The following is a 20,506-nucleotide window of genomic DNA, read 5'->3' as shown; positions in this document are numbered from 1 at the left end:
CTAGTAGTCGTTATCTTTCATATACCAGTCTAGTTCTTTTCGAGTCATGGGCAATTCGTTATCATCAATTTTCTTCAACCATTTTACAAAGTCAGCTTTAATATTATCCGTCCATTTGGTATCAATTTGCCCAGGCGTATATTTTTTCTCCCTTAATCTTTGAAATCCAAATTGATCTCTAAGCCCAACTATTTCAGAAGAAAGTACCAGTTCTGCAACGAGATGCGCCGGAATAAATATGGTACCATGTCGATTGGCTAGAACTACATCACCGGGCAATACCAGTACCCTACCTATACGTATGGGTTTGTTTATGCTTGCCAACATCTGCTCGGTCAAATACGATGGATCTTCGCCTCTATACCACCCATTGAATCCCTCGATATCTAATAGGCCCGCTACATCACGTACGCCTCCATCAAAAATAAATCCGTTTTGAGAGTTGGTATAAATAGCATTGCCCAAGTTTGAACCGATTAAAGTACCGTCGATTATTCGACCGTATCCATCGGCGACATATATGTCACCAGGTCTTAAAATTTCTATCGGCCAAGAATTACTACCCCCGATAGTATCTCGACTTTCTTTGCCTCCGGTAACCTTTATTAATTTTTCGTAATCGGGGCGCAATGGAGTATACTGTGCAGTCAACACACGCCCGGTCATTACATTTTCAGGATGCAAAATTTTCCATTCGCCCTCAAACTGGTTATTATACCCCTTTCGACGTAAATACCCCCAAGCTTCTTCTATTTGGATGTTTTTAAGACGTTTAAGTAGTGCGTCGGAAACATTAGGTCTACCGTCATCGAAACGATCACCAGACCAATTGGAAGTCAATTGTTTTATATATTCTGCTGAGGCGGCTACTTCTTGCGCCGAAATTGCAAGTGTGGATAAAGCAAAAAAAGCTACTATAAAAAATCTTATTTTCATTTTTTGTGATTTGGTATTACGAAGTTTACTTGGTTTTTTATAAATATTGATCAATGTAATAAATTTTAAGTTCGGAAGCTAAAGTTGTTGAACATCCCCGATTAAAATTAATCGGGGAGCCCAACGGCAACCAAACCAACTCAAACAAAATTCTAGCAACTTAATGTGCTATGGTTTGCTCTTTAACTCATCAAAGATTAGCTATACGTACGATCGTGTGACATAAGCGCATCCCACTTATCAGTTGGGGCAAAATAACTTTTGTCTTTAGGATGTATATGTTTTTTCAGCACCTCTTCATTAAGCTCTATACCTAATCCAGGAGCCGTCAAGGGTACGGTAGCAAAGCCTTTATCAATCATTTTGAAGCCGCCTACGGTAGTGACCAAATCTTCCCACCATGGCAAATCGACAGAATGGTGTTCTAATGCCAAAAAGTTCTGCGAAGCTGCGGCACAATGTACATTGGCCATAAAAGATACTGGTGTTCCCGCTTGATGCATAGCCATTGCTATACCAAATTCTTCGGCATAATCGGCAATGCGCTTTGTTTCTAAAAGACCACCGGAAGATGCCAAATCAGGGTGTACGATATCTACCGCTCTTTGATGGATCAATGGAATAAAATCTTTCAAAAGATAAATATCCTCTCCTGTCGTTGTAGGAGTTTCAATAGACCGAGTAATCTCTTTCCATTGTTCGGTATACTGCCATGGTACCATATCTTCGAACCAGGCCAAACGGTATTTTTCAAGCGCCTTGGCCAAACGAATATTGTTGTTCATATCGAAATGCCCGTAATGGTCTGTTGAAATAGGAATTTCATAACCCACCATATTTCTAACATCTTCTACAACTTGTTGAAGATGCTCCAATCCCTTTTCAGTAATCTGAATTTGCGTAAAAGGATGCATGGTATTACCATATGACATATAATTTCTCTGGTCGCCCCATTGGTTCAGGCTTCCTTTCGAATCTTCCCAAAATTTACCGTTGACTACGGTATCTTTTTTTCCTTTTAATTCGCCTATCGAGACATCCATCTTTAACCAAGTATATCCCTGTTCCTTTACCCTAAAATCAATGAGTCGCTGCTGCTCTTCAGGCGAATTAGCTTCAGGGGTATCGGCATAAAGTCTTACTTTATCGCGATATCGCCCACCCATAAGTTGCCAAGCTGGAACATTGTAAGCTTTTCCGCATAGATCCCACAAGGCCATCTCTACGGCGCATACACCACCGGCTTGTCGAGATGGCCCGCCAAATTGCTTAATGCTTTTAAAGATTTTCTCAACGTTACAAGGGTTCATACCAAGAATTCGACTTTTGAGCATTAGGGCATACTTTACATCGGCCGCATCTCTAACTTCGCCTAGACCATGAATACCCTGATTGGTCTCTATTTTGATAATTGGTGTGCCTCCCATAACATTGGTCACCACATAGCGCATATCGGTAATCTTCAACTCTGATGGTGCCGATGCACGATTTACTTTTGAAGTTGTCTCGGCGACCCTATCTTCGAACGAATAGCCCATAAAACTTGAAAGCGCTATGCCTCCCAAGGCCGTTTTCTTTAGAAAGTTTCTTCGGTCATCGCTGGTCTTCGGACTTTTAATTTCTGCCTGTAAAGAATCGGCATAGGCCTTTTCTTCCACTTTATTTTGATCTATTATCTTTTGTAGTGTATTCTTCATTTTCGGTATTGTTGTTTTGGATTAATTATTATGCTATTGGTCCCACCAAACTTCGGTTTCTAAATTGTCGGCACCCATTCTAGAAACAGCGGCATTCAGATTTTCGCTATTGGTCGCTACCTCTGAATTGGGGTAGGTCAAACGATTAATGAAATCTGCAGAAATATCTTGTGCTGGGTAAGGATTGCTCTCTATGTCGGGAAAACCTGTTCTTCGAAAATTCGCAAATGCCTCAGGACCGTTTAAGAAGCAAGACACCCAATACTGGGTATTGATTTGTTCCATCGCATTGGTAGCATCGTATGGATTTTCAGTTAGATAGGCCTGAATATCCTCCGATGGTATCGCCACAGATTCATCATACTCTGCCATGAGTTGCATGTGAGCACTGACGCCTTCGTTATAATAATCTTCAGCATTACCGGCAACCCAACCGCGTACCGTAGCTTCTGCCAACAATAATTGGGTCTGGCTATGGGTAACAATGTACATCGGGGCGGTTTGCTTGGCTATTCTAAAACGATCTACCTGTGTAAAATCATAGAAGCTTGCCAAACCTGAATTATCGGCAACCGCTCCAATAGTACCATTATCAAAGCCCATAGGCATACCCACCTGGTCGGCCGGATCTTTAGAGCCTGCCTCAATAACCTGTTCTGGCCCAGAGGTTGCCCCCACAAATCGTAAGGCTAATGACATTAGCCTCGGATCATTGGAATCGGAGAGAAAATCAACGAAAGTGTCAACCATATAAAAATTATTGGCTTCGGTAGAATTCAATAATGAGCCGGCATTGTTCGTGAAATTACTATCGTGCCGAACTACATAATTATCATCGTTCGATTGCATGATACCTCCATTAAATGCATCGGTAACAGTTTGCTCTGCCAGTGCAGGATTTACTTCAGTTAGGTGCATACCCAATCTCAACAGCAGAGAGTTACCAAATCGCTTCCACTTGGCGATATCGCCAGAATACAAAACTTCCCCGTTTTCGGCAGGCGCACTTTCACTTAGGCCACTGGTTGCCTCTTTTACCTCTTTGATCAAATCGGTATAAATTGCTTCTTGAGTGTCATAAATCGGCAGAACGATTTGCTCGGTTATGCCTTTACCCGCTTCCGAATAGGGTATATCACCATACTCATCAGTCAGAATCATAAATGCTAGCGCCTGTACCAATCTGGTCATGTGAAGCAGGTTAGGCCGGTCGGGGGCATCTTCGGCCTGTAACTGCCCAATAATATCTCCTGTATTCTTAATGACGTTTTCATAATACTTCACCCAATGATCATCGGTAACATCTCGGTTATCTTGGTTGTAATTGGCACCGGTAAGTACACCAGAGTTCGGTGAAATTATTTGCTGCACTACTCCCATATCATAAATCAATTGCGCATTTGAAAAGGAAGTATTTATAATAGCATTGTTCAATAAAAAAATGGGGTCTACACTATCACTGGTAGGGTCTACCGTATTGGTATTGATTTCGTCAAAATTCTTATCGCATGATATGACCACAAACAAAAAAGTGAGGGTCAAAAATCTATTCCATATATTTTTCATGATGTTCTCCTTTAAAATTTGCAATTAAGGTTCAATCCTATACTTCTGGTGGTCGGTACACCAGTAGATTCAAGCCCAGACACATTATCGGAACTGTACCCGAAAGAGTCGGGATCAATGTTCGGAACCCATTTTTTGATAATGAAAACATTATTCGCAAACAAACTCATAGTTACACCACTGAAAAAGCTGTTATCTGATAGTAGGTCGCCAAAGTCATAACCTATATTCAACTGTCTGAATTTCCAATAACCACTATCATAAACTATAGGTTCTATAAGCTGCTGTGATCTAACTACCTCCCAGTATGTCTGAGCAGGTGTAGCTACAGTGTTGGTTTCACCAGCTTGGTTTACTCCATCTCCAACAACTCCTCCTTCCCTGCCTTCCAAAGTCATTTTATGAAGTCCGTGACGTGTTGCATTGAAATTGGTTCCGGAAATCATTTTTCCTCCCAATTTAAAATCTATCAAGAAAGAGGCATTGAAGTTTTTATACTTGAAACTGTTGGTGATACCGCCCACCCATTTTGGCAAAGCGCTTCCGAAGAAAACGATATCATCTGAACGTAGAGGCCTACCATCATCAGCAAAAATCTGCCTTCCTTGGTCGTCAAACTTATATCCGAAACCAGCCAATTGACCAATTTCTTCACCCACAACCTGATAAAGGAAACCGTTAAACGCATGAGTACCTACAACAATGCTCTCCCCTGCTGTGTCAGAAAGCAAACTGATTACCTTTGTTTTATTGTAAGATGTATTTAAGGTCAAATCCCATTGAAAATCTTCTGTTCGTACAGGAACCAAGCTCAATAAAGCCTCGACACCATCACTTCTACTCTCTCCACTATTGATTAGCGTACTTACAAAACCGGAAGAATTTGATATTTGTGCTGGAATGATTTGATCAAATGTGGACTTTCGATACACACTTAAATCTAGATTCACCCTTGAATCGAACATTCTTAGGTCTAGGCCAATTTCTGTCTCTTTGACCCGCATAGGCTTCAAATCAGGATTGGGCAAAGTATTGGTGTTAGGTGCCGCCACAGGCTGCAATTGCCCTTCAGAATTCGAAAAGAGATTAGTGTTGATACTATAAAATAATGCATCGGAATACGGAGGTACGTCAGTATCACTGCCAACCTCAGCATAAGCTGCACGTAGTTTACCGAAAGTTAACCAGTTCGATTCTCCAATAGTATTTGAAAATACATAACTAGCAGATACCGATGGATAAAGTATACTTCTATTCTCGGGAGCTAGAGTTGAAAACCAGTCGTTTCGCATAGTACCACTCAAATAGTAAGTATCTTTGAAAGAAAGGTCTACAGATCCATACAACGAGTTTACCAATCTTTCAGATAAGTTATAAATGGGGTCTTTAACACGACCATTTTGTACGGTATACAAATCTCGAATAACGAAATCGGTAACGTTTACGCGATTCAATTTCGATGTTCTTTTCAATTTATTGCCACCGAAGTTCACACCAAGTCCGAAATCTTCACCAAACTCCTTAGAGGCCGATAAAAGAAAGTCAACATTGGTTTCACGAAATCTTCGTACTTCTTGAGTATATGTTCCGTTTACAAAGCCTTCGGGGGCAGGTGGTCTTGAAGCCTGACCTGTAGGAAACCCATTATAATCCTGATCACGAGACCAATAATCTTGACCTGCCCTTACCTGACCAAAAAGCCAGGGTAAAAAATTATATTTTAAAGAGGCATTACCGAAAATACGATCCCGCTCAATGTTATTAAATTGTTCGCTAAGCGTGAAATAAGGGTTCGTTCTATTTCTAAACCGAGAATACACAAACTCGTTACCATCTTCGTCGAATTTATTTTCATTCAAAAGGTCGAGCGGCATCGAATTTGCCATGTTGAACAAGGCTACCGGAATGGTATTGTCTTGTTGCCCTACATTGGGTGGATTGGTATTTTTTTCGTTGGAATAGTTAATATTGGTAGTAAACGATAGTTTATTCGACAAAATGTAACTCGCGCCTAAACCAACATTTATTCTTTGAAACTCGTTATTCGGGGTAATACCTTTACTTTCCAAATTAGAAATTGAAAGGTTATATCCACCTTTCTCACTATTACCTGAAAGCCCTATGGAATTAGTTATGTCCAATCCGTGCCGATAAAAGTCTTTTATTCTATCATAAACCGGTTCGTAGGGTACCTCTATACCATCGAACAATACCTGAGTCATACCCGGTTGAAACCGCTCTCCAAAAGACCATTGGCCCGATGTAGGATTCGCTGATGTGGGTCTTACCCCGTTCTCACCTTGACCATATTGGTACTGATAATCAGTGAAATCTAGCGGGGTATGGTCTGCAATACTTAGATTATAAGTGACTCCAATACCTTGACCCGTGCCCCTTGTTTTTGTAGTGATCATGATTACCCCGTCTTTGGCACGAGAACCGTATAGAGCGGCACCTGTCGCCCCTTTTAATATGGTCATACTCTCAATATCATCGGGGTTAATACTTGAGAAACCATCTCCACCATCGGAATAAACACCTCCATCGCTTGTACCGAGTTCACTACTGCCCCCGCTACTACCTATATTGGTGCCGAAACTGGTATTATCAATAGGAACACCATTTACTACAATCAGAGGGTTATTTGTGCCTGAAATAGAAGATTGTCCGCGAATACGCACCTTAGATGAACCACCGGGCCCTGTGCCCAAGGCGGAAACGTTGACCCCCGCAACCTTACCTTGTAAACTATTCATAAAGTTTGATGAACGGTTTACATTTACATCTTCTGCATCGACCTTGGCGACAGAGTAACCCAGTTTTCGGGTTTCTTGTTTGATACCAAGCGCTGTAACTACAACTTCCTCTAAAGCTTCGGAATCTTCCGCCAATTGAACATTAAGTTCTGTTGACTGCCCCACCGGTATTTCTTTAGAAGCGAAGCCCAACGAACTGAATAGAAGTACTGCATTGGCCCCTTGGGTAGTAATAGAATACTTACCGTCAAAATCAGTGGCGGTACCATTTGTGGTTCCTTTTTCAACGACGGAAACACCAGGCAAAGGCATGCCCTCACTATCTGATACTATTCCTGATATTTCTTGCTGAATTACATTTTTAGTGTTGAGTTGGGAAGTAGCTGCTTTTGTTAAGATAATCTGAGTGTCTAATATTTCAAACGATATAGTAGTTCCTTCAAATAAATCAGATAATACACCGATCAAAGGAGCTTTTACATATTTGACACTAACTTTTCTATTATAGTTTACTTGATTGTCGTTGTATAAGACTTTGAAATCGGTTAACGATTCAATCTCATGCAATACTTTTTCTACGGTTACATTTCGCAATTGCATGGTTATTTCAGTATCGGCCGAGGACGGATTTCCTTGCGCCTGAAAAAATATAATGGCAAAAAGACAAATACTGAATTTCATTTTTTGCTGTAACTTCAATGGATAAGGGATGTTCTCCCTCAACCATATGGTTGGGTTTTTCATATCTTTGTTCAAATTTAGGTGGTTAACGTAAGTGTAAATCAACTCTAAATCCGAATCGGGAAATGTGCCAGCATTTCTCGATTTTTTGATTTAAAGTATTGGTAATCACAGCATCTTTATATCATAGGCTTTTATTTTAGGGTTTAGAAATTATTACTTCATTTTCATTTACTTGAAATTTCATTGGATAGTTTTTACTGAAAGCTTCAAAAACCTGGGTAATGGTTTCAGTATCAAAACTTGCGTTGAATCGAACTTGGCCGAGCTCTTCATACGTATTGTTTATATGAACATTATAATTTCGCTCCAGTTTTTTAAGTATATCTTCAAATGGCATATGACTGAAAATAATTTTACCATCCATCCATCCCGTATGTAAATCAGTATCGGCCTCTTTGAATTCGAGGGTTTTATCTTGTTTTTCCCATACCGCCATATGCCCCGGAACCAAACGTTCTGAACTCTCATCGAATTCTGATGAGGTGTCATAAAAAGCTACCGACCCTTCAATAAGTACCGTTGTTATCTGCTCATCTTCAGGATATGCAGATAAATTGAACTTCGTACCCAAAACTTGAATATTCAATTCGTTGGCATTAATTACAAAGGGATGTGATTTATCTTCTGTAACATCAAAATATCCTTCGCCGTTTAAAAATACTTTTCTACTATGGCCCTTAATGAACTCCACAGGGTATTTTAATGAACTTCCTGCATTCAAATGTGCTCTGGTACCATCTGAAAGTATGAGAACAAATCTTTTTCCATAAGGTACTTTAACAGTATTAAATACAAGCTCTTTGGCTTTATTGCCTTTATGGTAGATAAGCTGGTTGCCCTGTTGCAGACCTACACGCTTACCATTTTTATTGTGTACCGAAACGTTACCCATTTCTGAAATGGTTTTGACCGTGCCATCGGAAAGTTCTAAGGTAATCTGTTCGATATTCTTAGCAACAACTTGACTTTTGCCCTGACGAAAATTATGGTCCCAATACAAGTAACCTAAGCCAAAAAATACAACTACTAGTGCAGCATACTTACCGAACCTATATAAGTTCAACCTTCTAATGCTTCGCTTATCTTGACGAATTTTATTTAACAATTGCTGTTTGGCCTTATCGGCGTTGTATCGACTCATAATATGCCTGGTGGTATAATCTATTTCTATTTGGGACCTAAATACCTTATGATAAACCTCATCTTTCAACTTTAGATTCAAATCATCAAGCTCTTCCGATGAAATAGAATGGGTTAAAAACTTAGCTACTTTATTATCGAAGCCAGATTCTTTCATATTATGATATATATCACTAATACGTGCATAATTTATGTAACCCTAAATTTTTTAATGATTTTTTTCATAAATTTAAATTCTAACAGCTTTAAAACTTCCTTTCCCTAAATTATGAAAACTGATTTCAGTGACAACGAATTTTTTATTCAGCACTTAAAAAACGGAAATGAGCATGCCTATGAATACTTAGTCGAAAAATATCACCATAGGCTTTGTGTCTATGCCAATAGTTTGGTTAACGATAAAGATCAAGCAGAAGATATTGTTCAAAATGTTCTTATTAGAACATGGGAGCGAAGACATAATTTAAAAACTGATTTTACGATTAAAAGTTTTCTATATAAATCGGTTCACAATGAGTTCATCGATCAATACCGTAAACAGAAATCGGTTACCGCCCTTGAGAAAAAATATATAGAAGAGCTTGAAAGATTTACAGAAAAAGATGAAGTGTTTTTCGAAAAGCTCTTATCTATAGTTCAGAAAGAGATTCAAAACCTGCCTCCAAAGTGCAAAAAAATATTCTTGATGAGCAAGCAAGAAGGTTTTAGCAATGTTGAAATTGCGGAGCATTTGAATCTTTCGAAGAAAGCTATCGAATATCATATAACCAAAGCCTTCGCGATTTTAAGAAAGAAAGCTAATAGTGATGTCGAACCTATTCTATTTTTGCTATATGGGTTTAGAAAAGCTAAAACGATTCGGGCTTAATATGATTAACGCTACCTTAAGTTGGCTTCAGATAGTATAGGTTTCATTTCAGGATAATCTAAATCATTATCCTTATATTTTTTTCTTTCTTCGACCAAAGCCTTTTTCATTTCTTTAATTATAGCGGTATAGGCAGGATCGTCAAAGGCATTTCGAAGTTCTTTAGGATCGCTCTCTAAATCGTAAAATTCCCAAGTGGGTGCCGTTATTTCTTTTGAGGTTCCTTTTTTACCCAAGGGTTGGCCGTAAAAAAACGCAAGCTTATACCGTTCATTGCGTATACCGAAATGGGCCGGTCTATTTGGGTGGTGCAACCAATAGCGATAGTACATTTGCTTTCTCCAGTTTTCAGGTGTATTGCCTGCTAAGTTTGACCTAAAACTGGTGCCCTGTAGAAATGCAGGATGTTCAATACCTGCATAATCGGCTAAAAGAGCCGGAAAGTCAATATTTAAGATAATATCGTCGATACGTTGGCCTCCTCTTATTTCCTTTGGATATCTGATCACAAAAGGCATACGTAGCGATTCTTCGTAAATCATTCGCTTATCAAAGAAACCGTGCTCACCTAAGAAGTACCCTTGGTCGGCGGTATACACCACAACTGTATTATCGGCGATACCCTCCTCTTCTAAAAAATCCAATAATTTGCCGATATTATCGTCGATGGCGGCTCCACATCGCATAAAGTCTTTTACCAACTTCTGATATATTTTTTTTCGTTTCTGAATGCTATCCATTCCGTCTAATGGATAAGGTAGACCAGGATATGTTGTCCACCAATTTTCGGGGTCTTTTGTAGCACTGTCCCATCTATTGCCTAGATTTTCGAGTTTTTGGCCAACGAAGGTGCGCCCAGTGGTCGCTGGACCGAAATCGTATAGAGAACTCGGCTCGGGTATTTCTTCGTTCTCATATAACGATGCGAATCTTTCCGGATAATCGAAAGGTTCGTGCGTGGCTTTAAAATTACAGAACATAAGAAAAGGTTTCTCATCATCTCGCTGCTTTAAATGTTCTATGGTCAAATCTGTAATTATATCCGTAGAAAAACCCTTGTATTCTTTTCCTATTGAACCATCATGGCCATCTTTCCAGGTTTCTTTGGTCTTTAAAATAGGATTCCAGTAACGCCCTTGACCTGGTAGCACATTAAAGTAATCGAACCCTTGTGGTTGCCCGACTAAATGCCATTTACCAATAATAGCGGTCTGATACCCTTTTTGAGAAAGTGTTCGAGCGATGTTCGGGTGACCATCTGGTATGGGTTCGTTCAAGGTATATACTTGATTTATATGACTGTATTGACCGGTAAGTATACTACCACGGCTTGGTGTACAAATACTATTGGTGCAAAACGCATTGTTCAATACCGCCCCTTCAGAAGCCAATCGTTTTATATTTTTATTCTTGACATAATCTTTTAAAATTCCACCATAGATTCCCCATGCTTGCGAAGTGTGATCATCAGAAAGTATAAACAGAATGTTAGGACGCTCAGCATCTATTTTTTCTTGAGCATTGTTGAAATATGGATAGATAAATAAAACGAATAAAAGCAGGTAGTACACTTGTTTGGTCATGGTAAAAAGGTTGGTTCAATTTCCGTTTGAAGATAGTAAAGAATAGATACAAAGGGCAAATTTACCCTTGACTATATCACAAAGCGGATAACTATTCTTATTTTCATAAAAAATCTGGTCAAATCGTAATTTTTATGAAAACTACCGTTCTATTCTTTCTTTCCTTTTTATTTACCTTAAACTCTATTCTGGCCCAAAACGATGACGAAAAGGCTATTTTAGACATTATCAAAAAACAAAAAATAGCATGGACGAATGGTGACCTTGAAGGTTTTATGCAAGGCTATTGGCAATCTGACTCCCTAACCTATTACAGCGGTGGGAAAATAACACGAGGTTGGCAAACCACACTAGAGAACTATAAAAAAGGATATCCTAACGATGATTACATAGGCAGTCTTGAATTTACAATCGACCAAATAACTAAAATCAACGAAGGTGCCTATTATGTAATGGGGCAGTATCATTTGACGCGAAAAGTAGGTGACGCCAATGGAACGTTTATGATAATATTTAAAAAGATTGATGGTCAATGGAAGATAATTGCCGATTCTTCTTGCTAGATCACTCCTCTATCTCTGTAACCACCAATTTAGGGTAATACTTAATTTTTCGGGTCTTATAGGTATTATCAGGTGTAATAATTTCTTTTACCCAGTTGTTCGCTTCACTACTGTCGAATTGATAGATGTACCCCTTGGTCGATGCCAAACCTTGTTTTTTAATTTTTAACTCAGACAACACCCCGCTGGCATCATAGACATAGGTATTCTCTAACTGTACGATCCATTTGTCGGTGGCAGTATCGTATATAGATGAACTATAGAACAATGGTTTTTTATCTACATCGACTATCTCGATCTCTTTACTATTGAATTCCCCATCAATATATTCTTGGGTTATAATCGTCTTTTTTCTTAACGAGTCGCTTTCGGAACCCGAAAAAGTAGTTTGAACTGTTTTGGCCAAGACCCCGTTCTTGGTTTCGGTCACAAGTTCAAGAGAATCGTCAGTTTCGTACGAAAAAGTACTCTGATCGATACCATCGGTATCTACGCTTTCAATACTCCACAATTTTCCATCATCTCCATATCTGTATATATTCTTTTCTATTAGCTCCTTTTCGTAAGTTACTATTTTCTCGGTCACTTTTCGCTCGGGCACCGAGTCATAGGAGTAGAAATTAGCAATTGACGTGGCGCTATCGAAGGTGTTGTCATGATAATTCTCAACCCGTTTCTCTATCAGTTCTTGATTTTCATATTTATAGTAGGTTGTTACATAATCACTTTCACTAAACTTGGTTACAGACTTGGTCAATCTACCTGATTCGTCAAAATGATATTCTTCTTTACCATAATCAGTAATGACCAAACTTGATTTTACCTTTCCGTTCAAATCAAAATCTTCGACCCTGAAGGTTTCTATTTCTTGTGCAGTAGCTGAGATAGAAACCAGTATGAAAAAAACGTAAAGATGAACTGGCAGTTTTTTAGTCATGGTACAAATTTACTTGTATTTAATTCAACTGAAAACAAAAGCCGTACCATTTCGACAAAATGAAAAAACCCGCTAGGTTCAATTACCTAACGGGTCTTAACTAGTTATAATGAGAAGTTAAACTTATTATTTAACCTCTTCGAAATCTACGTCTTCAACGTTATCGCCTTCACTTGCCTCAGAACTTGCGGTGTCTTCACCATTAGCCGATGGGCCACCTGGTTGTTGCCCTTCCGCTTGAGCTTTGTACATTTCTTCAGAAGCTGCTTTCCAGGCTTCATTGATTTTGTCCAATGCCGGGGTAATTACCGCCAAATCTTTGCTCTCGTAGGCTTTCTTCAATTCTTCCAAACTATCTTCAATCGGCTTTTTCTTGTCATCGGAAAGTTTTTCTCCGAATTCTTTCAATTGCTTTTCTGTTTGAAAAATCATTCCGTCAGCTTCGTTAAGCTTATCAGCTGTCTCTTTAGCTTTCTTATCAGATTCTGCATTCGCTTCCGCCTCAGCTTTCATCTTTTGAATCTCCTCATCGGTCAAACCTGAAGAAGCTTCAATTCTGATGTCTTGAGATTTACCGGTCGCTTTATCAGTTGCAGAAACCTTAATGATTCCGTTCGCATCGATGTCAAAGGTCACTTCTACTTGAGGTGTACCTCTTGGCGCTGGTGGAATACCATCTAAATGGAATCTACCGATAGTTTTATTATCTCCTGCCATTGGGCGCTCACCTTGCAATACGTGAATCTCCACTGATGGCTGATTATCTGCCGCTGTAGAGAACACCTGCGATTTCTTTGTTGGTATCGTAGTGTTTGCTTCGATCAACTTGGTCATCACACTTCCCATAGTTTCTATACCCAAAGAAAGAGGAGTAACATCTAACAGCAATACATCTTTTACATCACCCGTAAGAACACCTCCTTGAATACCAGCTCCGACAGCTACTACTTCATCAGGGTTTACACCTTTTGATGGTTTCTTGCCGAAAAACTTTTCAACAGCTTCTTGTACAGCAGGTATTCTCGTAGAACCACCTACCAATATAATTTCATCGATATCACTTTTTGAAAGACCGGCCGCCTTTAAGGCTGCCTGACAAGGCTCGATAGTTCTTTTCACCAAATCTTCGATCAATTGCTCGAATTTTGAACGGCTCAATGAACGCACCAAGTGCTTTGGGCCTGATGATGTAGCTGTTACATATGGCAAATTGATTTCAGTCTGTGCCGAAGAAGACAATTCAATTTTTGCTTTTTCGGCAGCTTCCCTTAGGCGCTGAAGTGCCATGGCATCTTCACGTAGGTCAATACCTTCTTCACTTTTGAACTCTTCGGCCAACCAATCGATAATCTTCTGATCAACATCGTCACCACCTAAGTGAGTATCACCATCAGTAGCCAATACTTCAAATACACCGTCTCCTAATTCTAAGATAGAAACATCATGAGTACCACCACCAAAGTCAAAAACCACGATTTTCTGATCAGTATCTTTTTTATCAAGACCATATGCCAAAGAAGCGGCAGTAGGTTCATTGATAATTCTTTCAACGGTAAGTCCGGCAATTTCTCCGGCCTCTTTTGTAGCTTGACGTTGCGCATCGTTAAAATAAGCCGGTACGGTGATTACCGCACGTGTAACATCTTGACCCAAATAGTCTTCAGCCGTTTTCTTCATTTTCTGAAGAATCATAGCTGAAAGCTCTTGAGGTGTATATAAACGACCTTCGATATCGACACGAGGTGTATCATTATCACCTTTCACTACTTTATAAGGTACTCTTCCGGCCTCTTTACTAGACTCGGAATATTTATTCCCCATAAAACGCTTAATAGAGTATATGGTCTTGTTAGGGTTGGTCACCGCTTGCCTTTTGGCCGGGTCTCCAACTTTAATTTCACCACCTTCTACGAAAGCGATAACGGACGGGGTTGTTCGTTTTCCTTCTGCATTAGGGATTACGACGGGCTCATTACCTTCCATTACGGAGACACAGGAGTTGGTCGTACCCAAATCTATACCTATAATTTTGCTCATTCTATATGTTATTAAATATTAGTGCTTGTTTTTCTAAATCGCTAACTAAATGACAAACAATATGCCAAGCGACAACAACATGACATGATGTCATTTTGATATACACTTCATATTTATTTTTGGAAAGCCCTACTCTACTAATTTAAATGCTAAAGACAGATTACTGCATTAATTTTTCTATTTTGCAGGGTATGACAATTCAACACAATTATGAAATTTAATAGAAGAGATTTTTTAAGAAAAGGGGCTACTTCGGCGGCCGGATTGGCCGCAGCATCGATGATTCCCCTTGATATATGTGGCAGTAATATTCAAGGTGGCGATGTTAGAGAGATTGTATTACCCGAAACAAAAAGGCCGATCATAAAAGATACCATTCGCTTTTCGGTAATCGGTATCAACCACGGCCATATCTACGGAATGGTAGACTCATTGTTAGGTGGTGGTGGAAAATTGGTAGCCGTCTATGCCAAAGAGCCAGAGCTTTTGAAAAATTTCACCAAGAAATATCCCAATGTGAAGGTGGCCAAGAGTGAAACGGAAATTATAGAGGATAACTCCATACAGCTCGTAGCGAGTGCTGCTATACCCATAGAGCGAGCACCGATCGGTATTCGAGTTATGAAGTCGGGTAAAGATTATATGACCGATAAACCAGGTATTCTGACCTTTGATCAATTTAACGAGGTCAAAAAAGTACAGAAAGAAACGGGGCGCATATATTCGATTGTTTATAGCGAGCGTTTAGCCAACCCAGCATCCGTAATGGCCGGTAAACTGGTCAAAGAAGGCGCTATTGGCAAGGTGATCCAAACCATTGGGTTGGGTCCACATAACATGCGCCCTGAAAGTCGAGCAGAATGGTTCTTTTACCCCGAAAAAGCAGGCGGTATACTTTGCGATATCGGTTCGCATCAGTGCGACCAGTTTTTATATTACACAAATTCTAAACAAGCTGAAGTCAGTACTTCACAAGTAGGTAATTTCGGTACTCCCGACTATCCCAATTATCAAGATTTTGGTGATATGATGGTTCGAAGTGGTCATGCTACGGGTTATATACGAATCGATTGGTTTACGCCAAAAGGCCTAGGCACTTGGGGCGATGGCAGAACATTTATATTGGGCACCGAGGGTTATATTGAAATGCGCAAGTACATTGATATCGCCGGAAGACCCAAAGGAAACCACCTATTTTTAGTAGACCAAAAAGAAACTAAGTACTTCGATTGCAATAATGTACATATGCCGTTCGGCGAACAATTGGTCAGCGATGTGGTCAACCGTACAGAAACTGCCATGAGCCAAGACCACTGTTTTTTGGCTACCGAATTGGCGCTGACAGCGCAGAAAAATGCGTTTCAGTTGAATGTGCAGTAAATTAATTTACATCAGTTTACAGATTTTCTAGAATTTCTATTTCCTTAAACCCTTAAATTAAAATTCCATGGCCTTATCTAAACAGATATGTCTAATTTTTACCGTATGCCTAATATTTACTGCTTGCACCAAAGAGAAACCTCAAATCACCTATACTGAGACAAAAGTGGAAGCTCCATTCAATATGCCAATGATAAAAGCACCAGAATTCTCTGAATGCCCCACCATATCAATCGTTGATAAGGGAGCCAAAAAGGGAGATCAAAAAAGCATAGAAAATGCGCTAAAGTCGGCCATTGATGAAGCAAATTCTGGAGGGTGCGGTACGGTATTAGTTCCGAAAGGAGAATGGATATCGGGTAAAATTCACCTCAAAAGCAATGTAAACCTTCATTTAGAAGAAGGTGCTGTTCTCCTGTTCTCAGATAATCCTAAAGACTATTTACCTCCTGTGCACACCACTTGGGAAGGTATGGAATGTTACAATTACTCTCCATTAATCTATGCCTATGAATGTGAAAATATAGCAATCACCGGCGAGGGTGAACTTAGGGCCAAGATGGATACCTGGAAAAAGTGGTTTGGTAGACCACCAGGCCATATGAACAGTCTTAAACGTTTATACAACCTTGCTGCCAAAAGTGATAATGTAGAAGAAAGGCAAATGGTAAACGATAGCGCCAACCTACGTCCTCATTTTATACAATTCAACAGAAGCAGTAATATTTTACTAGAAGATGTCACTATTACCAATAGTCCATTTTGGGTTATTCATCCTTATTTATCCAACGACATAACTATAAGAAGAGTAAAGGTTAAGGCCCACGGCCATAACAATGATGGTGTTGACCCTGAAATGAGCCAGAATGTACTTATAGAAGATTGTGTTTTTGACCAAGGCGATGATGCCATTGCCGTAAAATCGGGCAGAAATCAAGATGCTTGGCGTTTAAATACTCCGTCAAAAAACATGGTCATTAGAAACTGTACGGTAAAAAACGGACATCAATTATTGGCCATAGGTAGCGAACTTTCAGGAGGAATAGAAAATATACTAATTGATAATTGTGTTGTTGAAGACAACGCATCTTTATTTCATTTGCTTTTTATTAAAACCAACGAGCGCCGTGGTGGCTACGTGAAAAACATAATTATGAACAATATCAAGGCGAACGAGGTTCGAAATGGGGTTTTGGGTATTGAAACCGATGTGCTCTATCAATGGAAAGATTTGGTGCCCACCTACGAAAAAAGGCTAACGCCTATTTCAGACATTAGACTCAATAATATTCAGCTTAAAAAAGGTGATTTTATATCTAAAATTATGGGTCAAGAGGAGCAACCTGTTAAAAATATATCCTTGGAAAATGTAAAGGTTAATTCTCTTTTAGGAGAACAGATGATTCATGAAAATGTGATTGGTTTTAAGATGGATTGACGAAATTAATCATTAAAAACTATAAATCTCCCTCTAATTCAATCACCGAATTAAATGACCATTGAACAATTTAGTTGAACTATATCGTTTTCATAACAATATTTTTGGGTAGCTCAACTTTATTTTTCATGAAAAACTATTACTGGTGGCTACCATGTCTATTTTTGTCCCTAAGTGCTTATTCTCAGTCTGATTTTAGAAAAGGCTATATCGTAAAGGTAAATCAAGATACTATATCAGGCTTTGTTGATTATAGAAGTAATACATCTAATTCGAAAAAATGTATTTTCAAGAAAAGTTTAGATACTAAATCTAAAACCTACACTCCTTCGAATCTTATTTCTTTTCAATTTGAAAATGGAAAAAATTATAAGTCTGAAGAAGTCTCTATTAAAGGATTAAGTGAAAAACTATTTCTAGAGCACCTATTTGATGGGAATACAAATATTTTCATTTCAAGTCAAAATGGCAAAGAGCATTTCTATATAACAGATGAAAAGGGAAAATTCCATGAACTTAAAAACGACGAAAAGGAAGTGCTAAGAAATGGTAAAACCTATGTTTTTGACAGCCACGAATACCGCACTACATTAACCTTGGTTTTTTATAAAAGTAAAAACATTCTAAATGAACTATCGACATTAGCTTTTAATAGAAAAGCACTAATTAAAATAGCCAAGAATTACCATATAGAAATTACAAAAAATGAATCTTATAAAGTGTATGGTGAAAAAGCCTCAAAACCTCATCAATCTTTTGGGCCGATAATTGGTCTCAGCCACATTACTGTTTCTGCAAATAACGAATTACAGAATCAATTTTATTATTTTAAGGAAAGCCCTACCAAAAATACTCCCTCGCCATTAGTCGGTTTTTTTTATAAGACCAATTTCCCAAAGTTGAATGAGAGAATATTTTTACAATGGTCTACCTATATATCGTTCTCAAATGTGGAATGGGCCCATCGTAGACAAGAAAGCCTTTACCATTTTACCGAAAAAAATAATATTAATCTAAAAAGAACTCTTTGGTCAAATAATTTTTCAGTGAAGTATGAATTTCCCAAAAGAAAAATTAAACCGACTTTTCAAGTCGGAGCATTCAATAATTTAGAGATATCCTCTGAATATCAACACGATTATGAATTAAAAGATACAAATGGCGTAACCACAAGAACTGACCAAACTACTGAAAGTCCATTTTCTAAACTGAATCTTGGCTTTTTGTTGGGAACCGGTTTTCAAACTGAAATTATCGATAAGGAAATTTATTTTGATTTTCTTTATCAGAGGTCTGGTCTACTAGATAAATTTGAAGGACTCAACCAAAATATTTTCTCTCTTGTGATTGGAGTTCCCATCAATTAAGTTAAGAATAAAACATTATTAGCTTCTAAATATTAAATTATAACTTTACCCAAAACAGGGTAAATGGAGTGCATCAGCGTTTTTGATATGCTTAAGATTGGTATCGGCCCCTCAAGCTCACATACGTTAGGGCCGTGGCGTGCTGCGGAAAGATGGATTAAAGAACTGAAATCGGCTCACCTTTTCGAAGAAGTTGATAAAATTGATGTACACATCTATGGCTCCCTTTCCTTGACCGGAAAAGGTCATGCAACTGACTATGCGGTGATGCTCGGGTTATCTGGTGAAGACCCTGTTGAAGTGCCGATAGAGAATATTCACACCACAGTTCAGCAAATTCAAGAACAGAAAACTATTAACTTCGGAGGCGAACGTAATCTACCTTTTGTACCCGAAACCAATATTCATTTTCATAAAAAATTTTTAGAATTTCACGCTAACGGAATTAAGTTTGAAGCTCAATTAAAATCAGGTATTAAAAAATCAAACACCTATTATTCCATTGGAGGTGGTTTTGTGGTAGTCAAGGAGCGCAAAAATGCCAAACAAAAAATTGCCAATTTTCATAGCTTCCCCTTCCCTATTGAAAATGGGAAACAACTTCTTCAGTATTGTACAGAACAAAATACATCTATTTCTAAAATTGTGCTTAAAAACGAACTTTCCCTAAACAGCAAAAGTGAAATAGACCATAAAACTCGCGAAGTTTGGAAAACGATGTTGCAATGTATGTACACGGGCTGTCATACCCAAGGTAAACTGCCAGGCGGTCTAAATGTACATCGTAGGGCTTTCGATATTAATAAAAATCTTTTAGGAGTAAATTTTGAATCCTATAGTTCACCCGAAGAGTGGCTTAATACCATCAGAAATACCGAAGTAAAGTTTCGACAAATCTTAAAATGGGTGAGTTGTTTTGCTCTGGCCGTAAACGAAGTGAACGCTTCGTTAGGGCGTGTGGTCACAGCCCCTACAAATGGCAGTGCTGGGGTTATACCTGCAGTTTTAATGTATTATCTGGTAATTGAAAATCACAAAGCGGATTTTGAAGATATTCAACAATTTTTGTTCGTAGCCGGTGAAATCGGAAGTATTTTCAAAAAAGGAGCTACCATTTCTGCTGCAATGGGTGGTTGTCAGGCTGAAATCGGTGTTTCATCTGCTATGGCTGCCGGAGCATTGACCGAACTTTTAGGTGGTACTCCCGAACAGGTTTTAATGGCTGCCGAAATTGCCATGGAACATCATCTAGGTCTCACATGCGACCCTATCGGTGGTTTAGTTCAGATACCCTGTATCGAACGCAATTCGATGGGAGCCATCAAAGCGATAAATGCCGCTGAACTGTCATTGGGCTCAGACCCTCAAGATGCTAAAGTACCTTTAGATAAAGTCGTTGAAACCATGTGGGCCACGGCTAAAGACATGAGCTCTAAATACAAGGAAACCTCCGAAGGAGGTCTCGCTGTAGGCATTAATATGAGTGATTGTTAG

At 38.9% G+C, this 20,506-nt stretch carries 14 protein-coding genes; 6 read left to right on the top strand and 8 right to left on the bottom strand.

Going from position 1 to position 20,506, the window contains the following annotated elements:
• The 5 genes from IV512_RS01875 to IV512_RS01855 all read right to left on the bottom strand — a co-directional run bounded on the left by IV512_RS01875 (position 1) and on the right by IV512_RS01855 (position 8,996).
• Complete coding sequence (locus IV512_RS01875; RefSeq protein WP_209400097.1) at positions 1-936, bottom strand: RraA family protein; 936 nt, start codon at positions 934-936, stop codon at positions 1-3.
• A 197-nt stretch (positions 937-1,133) separates the two neighbouring features.
• Positions 1,134-2,633: a mandelate racemase/muconate lactonizing enzyme family protein gene (locus tag IV512_RS01870; RefSeq protein ID WP_209400095.1), complete on the bottom strand. Its 1,500-nt coding sequence runs from the start codon at positions 2,631-2,633 to the stop codon at positions 1,134-1,136.
• A 33-nt stretch (positions 2,634-2,666) separates the two neighbouring features.
• Positions 2,667-4,199 (bottom strand): SusD/RagB family nutrient-binding outer membrane lipoprotein, encoded by a 1,533-nt coding sequence (locus tag IV512_RS01865; protein WP_209400093.1) that lies wholly within the window; start codon positions 4,197-4,199, stop codon positions 2,667-2,669.
• Between the two features lie 11 nt (positions 4,200-4,210).
• Positions 4,211-7,699: a SusC/RagA family TonB-linked outer membrane protein gene (locus IV512_RS01860; protein ID WP_209400090.1), complete on the bottom strand. Its 3,489-nt coding sequence runs from the start codon at positions 7,697-7,699 to the stop codon at positions 4,211-4,213.
• A gap of 136 nt (positions 7,700-7,835) precedes the next feature.
• Positions 7,836-8,996, bottom strand: a complete 1,161-nt coding sequence (locus IV512_RS01855) for a FecR family protein (RefSeq protein WP_209400088.1) — start codon at positions 8,994-8,996, stop codon at positions 7,836-7,838.
• Positions 8,997-9,107: 111 nt separating this feature from the next.
• Between IV512_RS01855 and IV512_RS01850 the strand changes: the two genes are divergently transcribed.
• Positions 9,108-9,707, top strand: coding sequence for an RNA polymerase sigma factor (locus IV512_RS01850; protein WP_209400086.1), 600 nt, complete (start codon positions 9,108-9,110; stop codon positions 9,705-9,707).
• Between the two features lie 11 nt (positions 9,708-9,718).
• Here the strand turns inward: IV512_RS01850 and IV512_RS01845 are convergent, their stop codons facing one another.
• Positions 9,719-11,290, bottom strand: a complete 1,572-nt coding sequence (locus IV512_RS01845; protein ID WP_209400084.1) for a sulfatase — start codon at positions 11,288-11,290, stop codon at positions 9,719-9,721.
• Positions 11,291-11,424: 134 nt separating this feature from the next.
• On the opposite strand from IV512_RS01845, the gene IV512_RS01840 reads away from it, so the two are divergent.
• Entirely contained in the window at positions 11,425-11,853 is a 429-nt protein-coding gene (locus IV512_RS01840; protein ID WP_209400082.1) for a DUF4440 domain-containing protein, read from the top strand.
• 1 nt (position 11,854) lies between these two features.
• On the opposite strand, the gene IV512_RS01835 is transcribed toward IV512_RS01840, so the two are convergent.
• Entirely contained in the window at positions 11,855-12,790 is a 936-nt protein-coding gene (locus tag IV512_RS01835) for a hypothetical protein (protein ID WP_209400080.1), read from the bottom strand.
• A gap of 126 nt (positions 12,791-12,916) precedes the next feature.
• On the bottom strand, positions 12,917-14,827 hold the full coding sequence (gene dnaK, locus IV512_RS01830) for a molecular chaperone DnaK (protein ID WP_209400078.1): 1,911 nt from the start codon (positions 14,825-14,827) through the stop codon (positions 12,917-12,919).
• 210 nt (positions 14,828-15,037) lie between these two features.
• Between dnaK and IV512_RS01825 the strand changes: the two genes are divergently transcribed.
• The 4 genes from IV512_RS01825 (at position 15,038) to IV512_RS01810 (ending at position 20,506) form a co-directional block, all read left to right on the top strand.
• Positions 15,038-16,207 (top strand): Gfo/Idh/MocA family protein, encoded by a 1,170-nt coding sequence (locus IV512_RS01825; RefSeq protein WP_209400077.1) that lies wholly within the window; start codon positions 15,038-15,040, stop codon positions 16,205-16,207.
• A 67-nt stretch (positions 16,208-16,274) separates the two neighbouring features.
• Positions 16,275-17,645 carry a glycoside hydrolase family 28 protein gene (locus IV512_RS01820; RefSeq protein ID WP_209400076.1) on the top strand — a complete coding sequence of 457 codons (1,371 nt, stop codon included), beginning with the start codon at positions 16,275-16,277 and terminating at the stop codon, positions 17,643-17,645.
• Positions 17,646-17,773: 128 nt separating this feature from the next.
• A complete protein-coding gene (locus tag IV512_RS01815; RefSeq protein WP_209400074.1) occupies positions 17,774-19,012 on the top strand; it encodes a hypothetical protein in 1,239 nt (412 codons plus the stop codon).
• 63 nt (positions 19,013-19,075) lie between these two features.
• Positions 19,076-20,506, top strand: coding sequence for an L-serine ammonia-lyase (locus IV512_RS01810; protein WP_209400072.1), 1,431 nt, complete (start codon positions 19,076-19,078; stop codon positions 20,504-20,506).

It is taken from the genome of Pseudozobellia sp. WGM2, assembly GCF_017810075.1.
In the GTDB taxonomy this organism is placed as follows: Bacteria; Bacteroidota; Bacteroidia; order Flavobacteriales; family Flavobacteriaceae; genus JADNYK01.
The sequence above is the reverse complement of the archived record's forward strand: the minus strand, read 5'-3'. Positions and strand labels throughout refer to the sequence as shown.

Bases quoted from the DNA above. Each gene is read 5' to 3' on its own strand.
- IV512_RS01875 (WP_209400097.1), bottom strand. From the start codon at position 936: ATGAAAATAAGATTTTTTATAGTAGCTTTTTTTGCTTTATCCACACTT.
- IV512_RS01870 (WP_209400095.1), bottom strand. From the start codon at position 2,633: ATGAAGAATACACTACAAAAGATAATAGATCAAAATAAAGTGGAAGAA.
- IV512_RS01865 (WP_209400093.1), bottom strand. From the start codon at position 4,199: ATGAAAAATATATGGAATAGATTTTTGACCCTCACTTTTTTGTTTGTG.
- IV512_RS01860 (WP_209400090.1), bottom strand. From the start codon at position 7,699: ATGAAAAACCCAACCATATGGTTGAGGGAGAACATCCCTTATCCATTG.
- IV512_RS01855 (WP_209400088.1), bottom strand. From the start codon at position 8,996: ATGAAAGAATCTGGCTTCGATAATAAAGTAGCTAAGTTTTTAACCCAT.
- IV512_RS01850 (WP_209400086.1), top strand. From the start codon at position 9,108: ATGAAAACTGATTTCAGTGACAACGAATTTTTTATTCAGCACTTAAAA.
- IV512_RS01845 (WP_209400084.1), bottom strand. From the start codon at position 11,290: ATGACCAAACAAGTGTACTACCTGCTTTTATTCGTTTTATTTATCTAT.
- IV512_RS01840 (WP_209400082.1), top strand. From the start codon at position 11,425: ATGAAAACTACCGTTCTATTCTTTCTTTCCTTTTTATTTACCTTAAAC.
- IV512_RS01835 (WP_209400080.1), bottom strand. From the start codon at position 12,790: ATGACTAAAAAACTGCCAGTTCATCTTTACGTTTTTTTCATACTGGTT.
- dnaK (WP_209400078.1), bottom strand. From the start codon at position 14,827: ATGAGCAAAATTATAGGTATAGATTTGGGTACGACCAACTCCTGTGTC.
- IV512_RS01825 (WP_209400077.1), top strand. From the start codon at position 15,038: ATGAAATTTAATAGAAGAGATTTTTTAAGAAAAGGGGCTACTTCGGCG.
- IV512_RS01820 (WP_209400076.1), top strand. From the start codon at position 16,275: ATGGCCTTATCTAAACAGATATGTCTAATTTTTACCGTATGCCTAATA.
- IV512_RS01815 (WP_209400074.1), top strand. From the start codon at position 17,774: ATGAAAAACTATTACTGGTGGCTACCATGTCTATTTTTGTCCCTAAGT.
- IV512_RS01810 (WP_209400072.1), top strand. From the start codon at position 19,076: ATGGAGTGCATCAGCGTTTTTGATATGCTTAAGATTGGTATCGGCCCC.